Origin of the sequence: Psychrobacter sp. I-STPA6b (assembly GCF_020662265.1) — a bacterium.
Lineage (GTDB): Bacteria > Pseudomonadota > Gammaproteobacteria > Pseudomonadales > Moraxellaceae > Psychrobacter.
In genome coordinates this window covers 275,548-291,963 of record NZ_VEWM01000080.1, presented here as the reverse complement: position 1 = coordinate 291,963, position 16,416 = coordinate 275,548, and the positions used below count along the sequence as shown (strand labels likewise).

The 16,416-nt window shown below is 38.6% G+C and carries 14 protein-coding genes; 8 read left to right on the top strand and 6 right to left on the bottom strand.

Annotation, left to right across the window (positions count from 1 at the left end):
* Positions 1-10 precede the first annotated feature (10 nt).
* The 5 genes from lolD (at position 11) to FHK88_RS11110 (ending at position 7,524) form a co-directional block, all read left to right on the top strand.
* A complete protein-coding gene (lolD, locus tag FHK88_RS11130; RefSeq protein ID WP_227430816.1) occupies positions 11-691 on the top strand; it encodes a lipoprotein-releasing ABC transporter ATP-binding protein LolD in 681 nt (226 codons plus the stop codon).
* A 207-nt stretch (positions 692-898) separates the two neighbouring features.
* Entirely contained in the window at positions 899-4,006 is a 3,108-nt protein-coding gene (locus FHK88_RS14380) for a ComEC/Rec2 family competence protein (RefSeq protein WP_227430815.1), read from the top strand.
* A gap of 422 nt (positions 4,007-4,428) precedes the next feature.
* Complete coding sequence (sppA, locus tag FHK88_RS11120; protein WP_227430814.1) at positions 4,429-5,487, top strand: signal peptide peptidase SppA; 1,059 nt, start codon at positions 4,429-4,431, stop codon at positions 5,485-5,487.
* Between the two features lie 210 nt (positions 5,488-5,697).
* Complete coding sequence (locus FHK88_RS11115; protein WP_227430813.1) at positions 5,698-6,597, top strand: alpha/beta fold hydrolase; 900 nt, start codon at positions 5,698-5,700, stop codon at positions 6,595-6,597.
* Between the two features lie 126 nt (positions 6,598-6,723).
* Positions 6,724-7,524, top strand: coding sequence for a CPBP family intramembrane glutamic endopeptidase (locus FHK88_RS11110; protein WP_227430812.1), 801 nt, complete (start codon positions 6,724-6,726; stop codon positions 7,522-7,524).
* 30 nt (positions 7,525-7,554) lie between these two features.
* Here the strand turns inward: FHK88_RS11110 and dusA are convergent, their stop codons facing one another.
* The 6 genes from dusA to FHK88_RS11080 form a co-directional block, all read right to left on the bottom strand.
* The gene (dusA, locus tag FHK88_RS11105) at positions 7,555-8,517 is read right to left on the bottom strand and encodes a tRNA dihydrouridine(20/20a) synthase DusA (protein ID WP_264480665.1); all 963 of its coding nucleotides are present in this window, start codon (positions 8,515-8,517) and stop codon (positions 7,555-7,557) included.
* Between the two features lie 112 nt (positions 8,518-8,629).
* Entirely contained in the window at positions 8,630-9,019 is a 390-nt protein-coding gene (locus FHK88_RS11100; protein WP_227430810.1) for a type II toxin-antitoxin system VapC family toxin, read from the bottom strand.
* Positions 9,016-9,264: an antitoxin gene (locus FHK88_RS11095; RefSeq protein WP_227430809.1), complete on the bottom strand. Its 249-nt coding sequence runs from the start codon at positions 9,262-9,264 to the stop codon at positions 9,016-9,018. The genes FHK88_RS11100 and FHK88_RS11095 overlap by 4 nt, the downstream gene beginning before the upstream one ends.
* 25 nt (positions 9,265-9,289) lie before the next feature.
* Positions 9,290-9,634 carry a CPCC family cysteine-rich protein gene (locus FHK88_RS11090; protein WP_227430808.1) on the bottom strand — a complete coding sequence of 115 codons (345 nt, stop codon included), beginning with the start codon at positions 9,632-9,634 and terminating at the stop codon, positions 9,290-9,292.
* Between the two features lie 91 nt (positions 9,635-9,725).
* Entirely contained in the window at positions 9,726-11,096 is a 1,371-nt protein-coding gene (locus FHK88_RS11085) for an MFS transporter (RefSeq protein ID WP_227430807.1), read from the bottom strand.
* Between the two features lie 107 nt (positions 11,097-11,203).
* Entirely contained in the window at positions 11,204-12,838 is a 1,635-nt protein-coding gene (locus tag FHK88_RS11080) for a phospholipase D family protein (protein ID WP_227430869.1), read from the bottom strand.
* Between the two features lie 403 nt (positions 12,839-13,241).
* On the opposite strand from FHK88_RS11080, the gene FHK88_RS11075 reads away from it, so the two are divergent.
* The 3 genes from FHK88_RS11075 (at position 13,242) to FHK88_RS11065 (ending at position 16,358) form a co-directional block, all read left to right on the top strand.
* On the top strand, positions 13,242-14,534 hold the full coding sequence (locus tag FHK88_RS11075) for an O-succinylhomoserine sulfhydrylase (protein ID WP_227430806.1): 1,293 nt from the start codon (positions 13,242-13,244) through the stop codon (positions 14,532-14,534).
* A 93-nt stretch (positions 14,535-14,627) separates the two neighbouring features.
* A complete protein-coding gene (locus FHK88_RS11070; protein ID WP_227430805.1) occupies positions 14,628-14,933 on the top strand; it encodes a hypothetical protein in 306 nt (101 codons plus the stop codon).
* 30 nt (positions 14,934-14,963) lie between these two features.
* Entirely contained in the window at positions 14,964-16,358 is a 1,395-nt protein-coding gene (locus FHK88_RS11065; protein WP_227430804.1) for a WG repeat-containing protein, read from the top strand.
* Positions 16,359-16,416 lie beyond the last annotated feature (58 nt).

Here is a 16,416-nt window from a genome sequence, read left to right as displayed (position 1 = left end):
AGGAATATTCATGTCTGCTATTTTGACCGCTACAAATATCAGTAAAGTGTATGATGAAGGTAGTATTCGTACACAGGTACTAACAGGGTTAGATTTAACGGTACAAGCAGGTGAGCGTATTGCGATTGTTGGTACGAGTGGTTCAGGAAAAAGTACACTGTTACATCTACTGGGTGGACTGGATGTTCCAACCTCGGGTGAGGTGTGGCTACAAGGTAAGTGCCTTAATCATATGAATGAGACTGAGCGTGGAAATATGCGCAATCAGCATTTAGGGTTTATTTATCAGTTTCACCATCTATTGCCAGAGTTTACTGCGGTAGAAAATGTGGCAATGCCTTTATTAATGCGTAAAGAGGTATCTATTGATGAGGCGCGTAGTCGAGCAGTAGATTTATTGGAAAAGGTTGGATTGGGTCATCGTTTACCACATCGTCCAGGAGAGCTGTCTGGTGGTGAGCGCCAGCGTGTTGCAATTGCCCGAGCATTGGTCACTAACCCTGCACTGGTTTTAGCAGATGAGCCAACAGGTAATTTAGATTATGATAATGCTCAAAGTATTTTTGAGTTATTGGCTGAGTTACAAAGTACACTTAAAACGGCATTATTAATGGTCACACATGACCGTAACTTGGCGGCATTGGCAGATAGACAGTTGCTATTAAAAAATGGACAGTGGGCAACGTTATAAGTGTAAGAATATATAACAGGAGGTATAAGCAGTTACTAGATAAGCATTTTGATAGTTTTTGATAATTATAGGTCTGTTATTTTGTACTATGATAGAAATCATTTTTTGGAGTAGTATTAAAAAGCCATTGTAAATTTAATTGACAGTTATAAATCAGATTCGCTACTATCTATCCTTACTATATAACTATTGGTAGGAAAAATAGTGGTGTTTTGGGTAGCTAGCGTGTTGGCATTGTTGATTATGCTGGCAATTTTGTCCATTCAGCCCAGTACAATGGCAGAGCTGTTACACAATATTCCTGCGTCACATTTTCAGAGTGTTGTATGGCTTTTGTTATTGATAGCAAGTACAATCTGGCTATTACGTTTGTGCTTTTTTCGATTTCCTTGCTCTAAATTCCCTAATTTTTTTCTTTATAAATGGTCATGTTGTTATATCAAGGACGATATAAAAAGAAAGCAGTTTACCTTATTCTTTGACCATCTTACGCATATCTGCATTATTTTTGCATTGTTATTGGCAGTGGTTTGCCAAAGTCTATTTGTCCGTCAGCAGTTGTTGGTGCAGTCAGTTCCTCATGTTGTGTATGTGGAAGCGATGGTACGTCCTATTGCGCTGAGTGATAAGCAAATGCTAATAGAGCCTGCTATTAGGGAGCAGAATAATAGTAATAATAAACATAATCATAAAAACAACAATAAAAACAACAATAAAAACAACAATAAAAACAACAGTTTAAAAACTTCTAATATAGATATAGAAGCATCACATTTAAATTCAAAAGCCATCCGTAGCTATCGTTTATTAGCAACTTTACAAGACATTCGAACTTTTGATGAAGCTGAACAAGTGCAATTGCGTGATGTGACTGTCCGTAATAATCCACTGGCTATGGCAGACTCTGCTGTAGAGCCTGATGATACACATTTACTAGAAAGAGTTACTTTGCCTCAGCAAATGACAGTAATGGTGCAAAGTAAAGAAGCACAATATCAGTGGCTAAATGATTTAGCACCAAATCAACAAGTAAAAATGCGTTTGGCACTGTATCCAATAGAGCCACAAGTAGATAAAGATGCTTTCGATGGTTATCGTTGGCTTTCTACACGTCATGCCACTGCCACAGCACATATTTTATCTGCCCAGATAGAGGATATTGAGCCTTATCATGCACAGGGATTGTTTGCCTCTTTTCAGCAAAATATTAACCATAAACGCTTTGCTATTCGCCAGCATCTACAGCAATTGTCATTAGAAAAAGAGAGAGCAAAAGAAAGCTATATAACCCCTAGTGTTCAGCCAGATCAAGCAATGGCAGTGACGTTGAGTCTATTGACAGGAGATCGTAGTCTTATTAGCAATGAGACGACACAGCTATATCAGTTTGCAGGTATTACTCATTTACTGGCAATCTCTGGAACACATGTCTTATTTTTGGCGATTTGGCTGGCAGGTATAAGTAGTGCGGTGGTGACACGGTTTATACCAGAAGTATATCGTTATGTGAGCCGTTGGCAGTTGCGCTATGTGATTGCGGTTGTGTCTGCTTTTGGTTATGCGTGGTTTACTGGGTTTGATGTACCAGCGGCGCGGACAGCATGGATGTTACTATTGTTAGGTGTCTTGCGTTATTTATTGGTAGGTGCTTCCGTATTTAAGCCACTTATGGGGCTGGCAGTATTAATGGCATTTTTAGATCCATTTGTATTGTGGCAGGCAGGGTTTTGGCTTTCTTTTACTGCGGTTGCTATGTTGGTAGTCTATTCTCAACGAGTACAAATGCTGGAGGCAACCTATCACCGACATCATCAGCAATACCAAAAAGCGCCACTAAAACAGCTATCAAATAAGGCGCTATCAACGCAGTATGCTCATCGATTATGGCAAATGTTATGGGCGTTTGTTTGGTTACAGGTATGGATGTTTTTTGCTTTATTACCGATTACATTATGGTTGTTTGGCAAGGTATCTATTTGGGGTATGCTGGTTAATCTATTTGCCATTAATTTTTACGGCTGGATATTGGTTCCATTAAATCTATTTGCAGGTGTGTTGTATTTTGTTGTACCAGCAGTGGCAAATGTACTATGGTCATTAATTATTCTGTTATTAACACAGTTTCACGGTATTTTGGTTTGGTTGCAAAATGTTGCCAGTGGTTCAGGTTGGTTATATACCACGATTACTTTGCCCATGCTACTGGTGATTTATCTTAGTCTATTACCGTGGATATTACCAAAAGGATTGTTAAGCCGTTGGCTTAGTATGCCTGCTTTGCTATTGAGTCTCTTGATGCTATTGGCAAAGATGGGAGTCATACCTGCTATTGATTCATCTAAGCAAGCATTAACTTCCCATCAACTAAGTATACAAACTTTATCAGTGTCTGAAACCAATACATCGGCTGTATTACTACAACAGGGGCAGGGGAGTGATAAGGAAGTATGGCTATTATTATCCAGCTATCCATCAGGTTATGCTTCAATGAAAGAAAAATCAGCAGAGGCAAGTATGATGCTGGCTCAAAATGTGGCACAAACACTTTATGAGCAATTAAAAAAACAGGGGGTGCATAAGCTAACAGGGGTGATTGTTCAAACACCAACACAATGGTTGGCGCAATCTGTTCTTTATTTACGTCAAGATATGCCTATTAATTTATACTGGCTAGCAGGTTATCAAGCGACTACCAGTCAGCATTATCTAGAGCAAGTATTGGATAATATGCCTGATGGTACACAGTCTATTACCCCTAGAGCTTGTGCGCCAACTCAAGTGTGGGAAAGTCCTTCCCAGCTTTGGCAGATAGAAGCAATGACAGGATGGGCAACTCTGCCAGAGCCTAAGCTGTGGCATTGTGCCATTCAAATACGTACAACAACGTCTGTAAGTTTTGATAAAGATATCTACAGGCTTGATGGTTTAGATAGCAAAATTGAGCCTGATAATTTGGATAATATTAATAATAGGTTGAACAGTAAGTCTAATAACCAGTCTAATAACAACTCTCAACGACAAAAGATAAGTATCATTTTTAATGCGGGTGATGATGCGCAGTTATGGCAGATGTGGTCATTAATGTGTCCACAAGATGATATAAATCATAGTATAAAAACCAGCACACAAAATGGTATACAGATGCCAGTATTGACTCAACAATATTGGCTAACACCAGCACCTGCTTATTTTAGCCAAGAGATGTTAGATAGATTTGAGCCTGCCAGTGTGCATGTGGTGACAGGTAGACAATTGAGAAAGTCCACTTCATTACTAGATACTGAACTAGCATCTATTGAATCTTTACCCCGTTAAGCTAATTATCCTGATATGACCTGTAGCCATTGCATTGACTAAGACACTGCTTGTTAATATCAGTTTCTTAATTTTTCCAATAAAGATAAATGTTCAACAAAACCTATAAGCAGTATTGGGTTTTTCTATTTTTATCACCCATTGACCAAAAAAAATTACCAGTAGTAAGATGTATTGGTGTTAAATATGTATCACCTCTGTATATAGCCAGCAAAGTGTAATACACTTAGCCAACTATCAACAAAGTGCTGTTGAATCCTTGATGGAAAGCACACATACTGGCAACACAAAAACTACCATAGACCATATTCTAAACATTGGCTGTGGTATGAATATCGTTTACCATACTACATCTTGTTGTTCCATCATTCTATTTTAATAACGAAACAACCTTATCGATTGTTTAAGGAAAAGAAAGAATTATGTCTAGTTGGCCACCAGATCCAAATAAACCCAGTAATTCCAATAACAATGTGCCTCAACCTCATCAGCAAATGCCTGCTAATATTGCAGGTCGGGAGTGGCATTTACTTGAGAAAACACTTCTTGCCAGTATTGAGGAACAACGTCGTGCGCGTCGTTGGAGTATATTTTTTAAGTTATTAACATTTGGATATCTAATTTTAATCTTTATCATTATGGGTAGAGGTTGTAGCTCAAGTGATAGTACAGGCATTGAAGGAATAGACTCCAAAAATCCACACCTTGCTGTGGTAGATGTTCAGGGCGTTATCAGTGAAAGTGAAGTTGCAAATGCAGATGATATTAACGAAGCCTTGACTCGTGCTTTTGAAAATCCAAATGCGAAAGCAGTGGCATTAAATATCAACTCTCCGGGTGGTTCACCTGTCCAGTCAGACCTTATCTGGCAGAATATGATGGATTTACGTGAGCAGTATCCTGATAAAAAGCTATATGCTGTGATTGGTGATATTGGTGCTTCTGGTGCGTATTATATTGCTTCAGCATCCAATGAAATTTATGTGAACCCTTCAAGTTTGGTTGGCTCAATTGGTGTGATTATGCCAAGTTATGATATTGAAGGATTATTAGATAAAGTTGGTGTGAAAGACCGTACCCTGACTGCTGGTGAATATAAAGATATTTTGAGTTTGTCTCGTCCGATGACTGACTTTGAGCGTGAGCATGTTGAAGGGGTATTAAATAACACGCATCAACACTTTATTGATGCGGTTAAAAAAGGGCGTGGTGATCGTCTTAAAAACCCTGAGAAAAATAATTTGTTTACGGGCTTATTCTGGACAGGTCAGCAGTCTATTGAGCTTGGCTTAGCAGATAAAACGGGTAGTATCCGTGCGCTAGAAAAAGAGCTTGAGCTTGATGAAGTGGTGAACTATACACCAGTTGATCCAATTCAGCAGTTATTTGACCGCTTTGCAGTTAAAATGGGTGCTGGGCTTGGCTCTAGTGTCAAGATTAGTGCGCTACCTTCTGAGCAGAATTCAGGTGAAATGCGATAGTTTAATACTGTTTGAGTCATATTATCTGAATGATGGTCATGATGCCTATCTTACTGCTGAGTTTGCAATACAGTAGTTAAGATAGGCATTTTATTAGCTATTATTAGAGTCTGTATTATTATGGATTCTGATGACTTCTTATCTGTACGAATGTAAATCTTGCTATCTAAGCACAGTATTGGTATCAATATAGGTGATAAAAATAGGGTTATGAAAATTTTAAATCTATTTAATAAGCACAATTCACCTCAACATTCTGGTATTGCACCTGTATCTGCTCTAACAGGTAAACCCGTGATTCATTTTGCCCATGCCAATGGTATGCCTAGCCGAGTCTATCAGCCTTTGTTTGATATCTTGGCGGATAGGTTTACTGTGGTTTTTATTCCTATTATGGGTGCAGATACAGAAAAGTATCCTGTGGATAATCACTGGGATAAGCTGGTAAATCAAGTGCTAGATAGTGTGCAAGAGACGTGTCAAGCACATCAAGTAAGCCGTGTTATCGGTCTGGGTCATTCATTGGGGGCGCTATGTACATTACGGGCGATATATCGACAGCCTAAACATTTTGCACAGGCAGTCTTATTAGACCCACCACTTATTTATGGTTATCGCAGTTTTATTTGGCATTTGGCAAAGATTGGGCATCGTTTTGGTTTTAGTCAAGGTGTTAATAAGATGTCTCCCGCTGGTGTATCACGTTATCGCCGAGATGTATGGGATAACCGAGAGCAAGCCTACCAGTCATTACGTCATAAAAAATTCTTTAAAAAATTTCATGAGCGGTGTTTTCAAGGCTATATTGAGCATGGGTTGACTGAGCGAGCTGATGGCAAATTTACGTTAACCTATCCTAAAGATAGGGAAGTCGCTGTATTTGAAACCAACCCTTCATTATATTGGTTAACACCAAATCAGCCACCTGCTGTACCAGTACAATGGATTGTTGGTGAAGACAGCTTATTTTATTATTATCAGTTTCCACATAAGGTAAAAAAACGTCTGAATATTCCATTTATTACCCATCAAGGTGGTCATATGTTTCCTTTGGAATATCCTGAGGAAGTTGCCCATCAGATAATATCGTGTATTGATAGCCAATCTTAGCTATCGGCAGATATCCATCATCAACTGAGCCTAAGATATGTTGTCAAAAGCTGTACAGTAAAAAATAAGTCAATAAAAGTGAATCAAAGCAGACCCTAGATAGATAACTATTGAGTAGCAATTGTGATGAATCAACCTTCCATAATACCCTCGTCACCGACAAAAAAGCCTTTATTTTCAAAGCTGGGTGTTGCTGTATTGGTTCTTGGTATGTTGGCTTGCTTTTTATTAGTGCAGTTTATTAGTGTTGCTATCAGTGCGCTTTGGATATTACCCAATAACCAACAATTGGATTTAGTGACACTCATTGCTCATGGTAGCTTAGATGGTACAGTGATTGCGTTGTCTGTTATCTTGACTTTGTTTTTATTATCAGTTGTAGTGGGTGTGTGGTTTTATTTTCAGCGCTATCTTGCTAGCCGTCGCTATCAACGCCCTTTAAGCCACTTTCCCACAATCTTCCAGTATTTAGAGATTCAACGTTTTTCATTACATACCGCTATGCTAATGGTGGGTTTATTGATTGTCTTTGTGGTGATTAGTACAGTGCTGACGTATTGGTTGGATGAAGACCCCAGCGCTTTTTTAGATGTATTGTATTGGAGCGCTCAGCCACGCTGGTTGTTAGTATTGGCAGTGGTTGTGGTTGCGCCAATTTATGAAGAGCTGGTGTTTCGGGGTATATTATGGTCAGCAATAAGTGAGCAATGGGTGGGGCAAAAAGGACTATGGATTGCTAGCATCACGACCAGTGTACTATTTGCAATGATTCATGTGCAGTATGGCTGGTATGGTTTAACGACCATATTTGTACTGGCATTGTTACTCAGTCTGGCTAGAATCAAGTCAAACTCTTTATGGTTGCCTATTGTTTTGCATATCATCAATAATGGTTTTGCAATGGGTGATTTTGTGTTAAGCGGTTAACATCGTGGCTATTAAAAATCCCTGACCTTATTAAGCCTCAGGATTTAACGCCAGCACTTCATCACCTGCTTTTTTGACTTCATCAAGGGTTAAGTTGGGTTTGCCACTTAATGCTTGTCGCCATTTTCTTGCCCCTGCCAGCCCTTGAAACAATCCTAAATAATGACGCACCATCGAATGTAGCGGTTCGCCATTATCAATTTGCGATTGTAGGTAGGGGTATAGTTTGTCCAAAACCTGCTGACGGCTAATTGATGCTTGCCCCCATAAACACATCGATTCTGCCAATAGATAAGGGTTATGATAAAACGCCCGTCCTATCATTACCCCATCTACATGGTTTAAATGCTGTTTTATCTCATCAACGGTAGTAATTCCGCCGTTAATCTCAATAAAAAGTTGTGGAAACTCTTGCTTTAGGCGATAGACATCGTCATAGCGTAGCGGTGGGATTTCTCGGTTTTGCTTTGGGCTAAGCCCTTGTAGCCATGCAATGCGGGCATGAACGATAACATGCTGACAGCCAGCCTCTGCAACCGCTTGCACAAAATCTCGCATAAATTCATAACTGTCAAAGTTATCAATACCAATGCGGTGCTTAACGGTGATGGGGATATCAACCGCCGATTGCATACTTTTGACCAAGTTGGCAACGGTATCAGGCTCTGCCATCAGACATGCCCCGATTTTGTTGTGCTGTACTCGGTCGGAAGGACAGCCAACATTGATATTAATTTCATCATAACCGTATTGTTGCCCAATCTCGCTACAGCGTGTCATCTCGGCAATATCTGCCCCACCAAGCTGTAATACAAGCGGGTGTTCATCGGAGTGATAACGTAATAGTCGCTCGGTGTTGCCATGCAATATCGCTGAGGTACTTATCATTTCGGTATATAGATAAGTGTGCGGATTAAATAGGCGGGCAAAGTAGCGGTAATCGGTGGTTGTCCAATCAATCATCGGGGCGATGGATAGGCGTTTGTTTTGCATGATGTTATTCATATTAGGTGTTTAGGTGTGTTTTAATTAAGGTAATAAATGTGTGTAAGTAGCTTTTGTTAGTGAAATCTAGATATTACCTTACTTATTGATAGCATATAAGTTACCAACATAAAGTAATATCAAAGTCTGCTAAAGCACCATCACAACTAATCAATGCCAAATTCTCTAACTTAGCTTGAGCAACCAACATTCTATCAAATGGGTCAGAATGTGAATGGGGTAGTTCGCCTGATAACTTGGCGTGTTGCCAGTTAATAGGCATATGCTTAAAATTATTTATCAGCATGAGTGATGAAAATTTATCTAGTATTAGCTGAGCTTCACCCAGCTTGCCTTTGCGGTGCTTGGTTGCCATTTCCCAAATACTGGCAGAGCTGACAAATATAATATTACGTGGGTTAGATATGATATCAAAGGCTTGTGTTGATAGTTTTTGAGGATTTGTCCACCACCAGATTAAGGCATGGGTATCTAGTAGGTAGCCAGTCATTCACCTTCCCCATTCCAAAGTGCCAGTTCATTTTCATCTAATGGGTCAAAAAAAGCTGGGTCTAGGCTGATACCTGCTAATAATCCCGCTTGTCGGTTGGGTTGAGTGGGTAGGGCAGTAGGCTCGTCAATGGCGATACGTCCAACGATTTTTCCTTGTTCAGTAAATATGACAGGCTCACCATTTTTGGCATTATTTAGCCAGTGTTGTAATTGAGGCGGTGCGGTGCTGATTTCTATTTGCATGATATATCCTTTGAGTTTATTTGGTTTATTGGTCGTTTGCTTTGGTTAAGTCGGCTATGTTTACTTGCCAATTTGTCCCTGTTTCTATTAACCATTTATCATCAACAATCTCAAATAAGCGACCACGAACATATTGGCTTTCGTCTTTTTTAAGTTTTATCAAATCGGTTCGCCTTGGGTTATATAAGCCACAAGTCAAATAATTATATCTTGCTTGAGCTAGGTTAATTGAGTTGTTTGGTCCACTTGCCATGGTTGAGTGTTTATTATCTAACCCATCATCTTCCCACCAACATACTTTGCAAATATCATAATTTCCTCTTTCATCAATCGTTTTATAACCACAACAAGGACAGGCTTCTATTTGCATAAATTCTCCAATGATGGTTGTATCGTTATACAGATAAAGTTAGATTTACATTGTGTATATTTTGCTGACAACGATGAATGTTTAACAGACTTTAGTCATTGCCAATGGATGTGGCATCTATTTTTCTAAAATCTGGTAATCTGGCAATATAAAATCCAATAATCACGCCTACCAAGCAGATAAAGGTGACATACAATGCAGGTGAAAAACTGACATAGTTTATGGCATAGACCAGCGCAAAAGGTAATATCCCACCAACAACGGCATAGACGGTGTTATAGGCAAAAGACAGTCCTGTTAGCCGTAAGTCTGCTGGAAATAACCGTAACATGATGGCAGGAATCATACCAATAACACCAGTGCAAAAACCTAATAGTGCATACATGATTAGAATAAAATCACCACCATATTCTAGCTGATAAAAAAAGGCGAAAATCTGTAATATTAAAATGGCACAGCCAATCATCAAAACTCGTCCTTGACTGCCTTGATTGGCTAATAAGCCATAAAATAAGCAACCTAGTACCATAAAGAAAATACCAATCCAGTGGGAGATGCGTAATAAATCTGTATCTAAACTAAAGCGTAAAGTGATGATGTCTGGCAGTGTTAAAACAATGACCACAAATAGACTGGAAATCACCAGTGTCAACATGACACATAGAAAGACACTATTGAGTCGATGTGTGAAAATTCGCTTGATGGGTAAACAGGGTCGTGGAGTTGTTGTATGTAGCAAAGGCTGAATTTTTTTAAAAATGGGTGTTTCATCCATCGCATACCAAAGTAATAAGGTTATAAAGTTGAGTAATGCTGCAAAGACAAAGGCAATCCGCCAGCCATATTCTATCAGGTGTAGCTGGCTCATTGAGCCAATAAATGCAGTAAAAAATAAGATAGAAAATAAGATACCCACTAGGAAACTGGCAGTGACATAGCTACAGTTGAGTGGTAGGCGACGAATGGGGGAATGTTCTGCAACAAAAACCCAAACCAGAGGTGCATGGACGCTAAACCCAATCCCCTGTATGATTCGGCTAATAAATAGCAAAATGGGTGAGAGTATACCAATCTGAGCATAGGTCGGTAGGCATGCCATAAGTAACGTACTAATGGATGTTAAAAAAATACTGATAAATAATGCTGGTTTACGCCCTTTAGTATCTGCATACTGCCCTAAAATAATGCCACCAATCGGTCGTGCGAAATATCCTACTGCAAATAACACTAAAAGTTGTAGCTCGGGTGTTAGTATAGTAGAAGTTTCTGGGAAAAAGTTAGTGGCGAGTATGTCTGCCATTGATATATAAATTAAAAAATCAAAAATTGCAATGGCACTACTTAACGAAGCGAACAACATCACTGGATGATGGCTTTTACCCAGTATATATTGAGTAAACTGGCTAAGAAAACTAGGGATAAATGTGCTTGGTATGAATTTGCCTTTGGGTCGTGTCGACATTTTTTAAGTTCACCAGTTATACAGTTTTTGTTATCTATTATTGTGAAAAAGCAACTATCAATAATGAAAACTCACTTGCTGTTTTTTAAGGATAAGTGGTTAAGATACTATAATAACCAGTCGATGGGTAGCCATGACATGACTTTAATCCAGATTTTGTCAGAGAGATCAACATTAGGCTCGCTAGTGTAGGTGACCATTTGTCCATTTTCAATGGTTTGCCATTGTAAATTTCCATGTTCTCCCAGTATAACTTTATAAGCCTGTGTCATTAAATGTTCATCGACTGCCGCATGTAACTGAGCTGCTAGCTCATCGTCATTAATAATGACCCCCAGCTCAGTATTAATATTTGCTGAACGAGGATCGACATTATAGGAGCCAACGAAGACATGGTGGCTGTCTACGGCAAAGGTTTTGGCATGTAGGCTGGTAGAAGATTGTGAGCGCGCACGCCAGAGCTTATTATCTCTGTCTTCTTCAGCGACTGTCGCCTTAAGTTCATACAGCTCAACACCAGCAGCTAATAAATCTCGTCGCCATTCAGCATAACCTGAATGTACAGCAGTGACATCTGTAGCGTCAAATGAGTTAGTCAAAATTTTGACTTTGACTCCCACTTTTGACAGTCTAATCAATGCCTCGACACCTTCTTTGGTTGGCACAAAATAGGATGAAATCAAGGTCAGCTTCTCGTTTGGTTTGCCTAATAAATAACGAAGCTGGTTGACCAGATAAGTATCTGGTGATGCTGAGTTAGTTAGTTTATGCACATTATCACTGACAAATTGCATGGTTGCCCAGCGAAAAGGGATATTCTTATTAATTAAATCTGCATCTATCTTTGAATCTTCAATGGCTTTTTTATAAATAGATAAACTACGGGAGTCCTTACTTTCATTGATATCTACTTTATCAAGTCCTGCCAAAAACTGAGCGGTACGTTGTGCATTACTTATGGGTTGAGATGGATATTCTAAAACTTTTAATGTTGTCTGGTTGTTTTTGGGCTGAACCAGTGTATTTATATCAAAAGATAATGGTGACGACCAATATTCATCAAAACTGTGATTAATGTCTTTGACAACTTGTCCAATTAATAACATATCAAGGTCTGCAAACTGACTTTCTTTATCATTACTCAAGTATTCATTGCCAATATTACGACCACCAATGATGCTTAACTGTCGGTCAAAGGTCATACTCTTATTGTGCATTCTGTGGTTAATACGGCGTAAATCAGTCAGATAGTTAATCATCTGTAAACGACGATAGACCAAAGGATTCACCAATCGTACCGCAATGTTAGGGTGGCTGGAGAATCGTAGCAGCTGTTGGTCGAGCTTTAAGCTGCTATTAAAATCATCTAGTAAAAAGCGTACAATCACACCGCGGTCAGCAGCTTCCCATAAGTCTTTCAGTAATAGCTGACCAGATTGATCATCATGCCAAATGTAATACTGAACATCGATACTATGTGTTGCCATATCTGTCAGGATGCTGCGAGCAGCAAAGGCATCTGCACCCGTTAAAATGGGGTGATAGCCAGATAGTGTGGGGTGATGGCGACTTTGCTCTGTAATAGCAGTGCTTAATAAGTTATCTTGAGTATTGGGGTCTTGATAGACTTGTAGAAGCTTGTGGTCTAGTGTGATACTTTGCTCTGTATGAGGTGTATCAGGTAGAGATTGGCAGGCACAAAGTGGGATGAGGAAACATGATACAATACTGAGCCACAGCATCGCTTTTAGTTGCTGTAATGGTTGAGATAATAGTGCGGTAGTGAAAACCTTTAGGTTTTCAACATCCAATCGTTTTAACATTTATCGACCTGCTTTTGACCATTATGACCAGCAACAACAACATACGAAATAATAAAAAGAGACAGGCTCTTAAAATTGTGCGATATTCTACACGCAAATATATAGATTATTGCCTAAAATAACACGACAACACAAATTTATATAAACTTTTGTTGCATAAAACTGATTAGATTATCCATATCATAAATTAAGTAGTCAATTGTTAAAGACTGGATAGCAATATAAGTAAGCGTATAATAGTGATACTCAGTATTTTTAATTTACTTATCCCTAGAATATGAGGGATAAAATATTTACTAATTTATAAAGCATAGAGGATTGTATGACCCAAGCTAATAAGCAACACACAGTATCTGCTACTCAGAATAATACGGATACTAATCTTGATAGTAACTGGCAAGATGACGCCCTTGACCTAAATGCAGGCTTTGCTCCGCAAACTATTGCGGTACGAGCAGGGCATCATCGTAGTGATGAAGGGGAGCATAACGAAGCCATCTTTACCACCAGCTCTTATGTTTATAAATCTGCTGCTGATGCTGCCGACCACTTTAATGGTAGTAAGACAGGTAATGTTTACTCACGACATACCAACCCAAGCGTACGTACCTTTGAGCGTCGTTTGGCAGCCTTAGAAGGGGGTGAGCGCGCCGTTGCCACTGCCTCTGGTATGGGGGCAATTTTGACCATGTGTTTGGCGTATCTAAAAGCAGGCGATCACTTGCTAGCTGCCAAGCAGTTGTTTGGCTCATCTATTGGTTTGTTTAACAATTACTTTGTGAAATATGGTGTGGAAGTTACCTATGTCGATTGCTTTGACAATGATGCATGGGCAGAGGCAATACAAGACAATACCAAAGTATTATATTGCGAAAGCCCAAGCAATCCTTTAGGGCAAATTGCTGATTTGCAGTTTTTAAGTGAGCTTGCGCATAAGCACGATGCGTTATTTATCGTTGATAACTGCTTTGCCACGCCTGCTCTACAAAAGCCACTAGACTTTGGTGCAGATGTGGTTATTCATTCAGCGACCAAATATATAGATGGGCAGGGGCGTGTATTAGGTGGCGCATTAGTTGGTAATGATGAGCTGATGCAGCAAGCCTTTGTAGTGGTACGCTCAGGTGGTATTAGCATGAGCCCATTTAACGCATGGGTATTTAGCAAAGGCTTAGAGACGCTTAATTTGCGTATGCAAGCACATTGCCAAAATGCCAATAAAGTCGCTGAGTTTTTAAACAATCACCCCAATGTATCTACGGTGCATTTTTCTGGACTTGACAGCCATCCTGCCCATGAATTGGTCAAACGTCAGCATCATAAAGCAGATAGTTTTGGGGCGATTATGAGCTTTGAAGTGGTTGCAAAAGGCGATAAGTCTGCAAAACAGGCAGCGTGGCATGTTATTGATAGCACTCAAATGGTATCTATTACCAATAATCTTGGTGATGCCAAAACCACCATTACTCACCCTGCTACCACTACGCACTTCCGTTTAAGTGATGAGGATAGGCTAGCGGCTGGCGTGACTGATGGCTTAATCCGTCTGTCAGTTGGTTTAGAAGATGTTGATGACATCATTGCTGATTTGCAGCGAGGGTTGGATTCGTTGTAAGTTAGATTTTTCATATCATGACTGATAGCTTTTTTATTAAAAACATGCCCTTTATATCATTAGGGGCATGTTTTTAATTTATCTGGAGAGTCTATGAATTATAGAAAAATAATCTCATCAATTGTATTTGATGAAATAGACTTAGAGCATGAAAGTATTGTATTTAAGTTAGATATTTTAAAGTCACATCAAGGGCAATATAGTGCTTTATTATGGAGACTAGATAGTTATACCATAAAACCCACATTTCATGTTGCGGATGATTTTGTTGCAGATGAGCAACTTTTCGTGTTAGATATTCTAACTATCCCTTGTCTAGAAGAGCAGGTCTTTGATAATGAAAATGAAGTTATTAAATTTGTCTCAAATAAATTAAAACAGGTATTTAATAAAAATTAGAAATAGCATAGATTGATAATAAGGGAAACAATGACTGAAAAAATATACCAAAAACTCAAAGCCTATCTTACACGCATTATTCTATCCATCTCATCAATACTGTTCATTAGCCCATCATCATTGGCTTCGGCAGATAGTTCTATAAAAAAAATAGCAGATGCTGACTTAATTCCCTTTTGTCTAGACACTGAGGGCTGTGCTTATTTTGATATTTTTGGTAATCGAGTGATAAAGCTAAGGGATATTGATAGCGCCTATAGTTTTAAAAATGGGCTGGCATTAGCCAAAAAAAATGGTAAATGGGGGTATATTGATAAAACTGGAAAATTTGCGATTCCTGATCAATTTGAGGTGGCTGGAGAGTTTGCCAGCAATGGCTTAGCAAATGTAAGCATACTTGGTAAATCAGGATATATTAATAAAACAGGCAGATTTGTTATCCCACCAATATTTGATATTACGTTGCCTTTTGATGATGACAATCTGGCAAAAGTGATTCAAGATGATAAAAAAGGAATGATTAATCAACGTGGTGAGTGGGTTATTCAGCCACAGTTTGATTATATTGGTGATTTTGCCAGTAATGGATTGGCAGTGATTAGAAAAGATGATAAATATGGTTTTATAGATAAAAATGGAAAAATAAAAGTCTATCCAAAATATGAAGATGCGGGTAACTTTACTGTCAGCAATGTCATAGCCAGCAACTTTATAGATAATAGTTTAGCCAAAGTACAACAGTCTGACAAGTATGGCTATATCAACGCAGCAGGAAAGGTCATTATTGATTTTGAGTTTGATTATGCAAGTGATTTTTCAGCACAAGCGTTGGCTTATGTTAAGAAAAATAATAAGTTTGGTTTTATTAATCAAAGAGGAGAAATTGTTATCCCTCTTAATTTTGATAGTGCAGATGATTTTGATAAAAATGGCTTGGCTATTGTCACATTAAATAATAAAGATGGTTTGATTGATAGCACAGGAAAGATAGTTTTACCTTTAGAGTATGATATTGCAATGCCTTTTTTAAATGATGATTTGTTAAAAGTTGAAAAAAATGCAAAAACAGGCATTATCAATAAGCAAGGGCAAATCATCATACCATTTGAGTTTGATGAGATATTTACTTTTTATGATGATAAACTGCTAAAAGTAGAAAATGATGGTAAAACTGCGATTATAGATATGTCAGGAAAGATAATCATTCCTTTCACTGATGGCTCATTACATTTTGATGAGTATCACCAGATAATTAAGCAGTTTAATGATGACTATCAGTTAGATGCCATAGTGAATAAACAAGGTGAAAAAATCATTTTTACTAAAAATATCTGTAACAAAAAAGTGGTGGTCAATGCCAAAGGGGATATTGTCATTCCTGATATCACGATAGAAGAGCTTTGCCAAGCAGAAAGTCAGAATTAAAGATCAATAGATAATTTTTGTAATCCAGTTTATCCAACACATCCAGTATGCTTTAAAC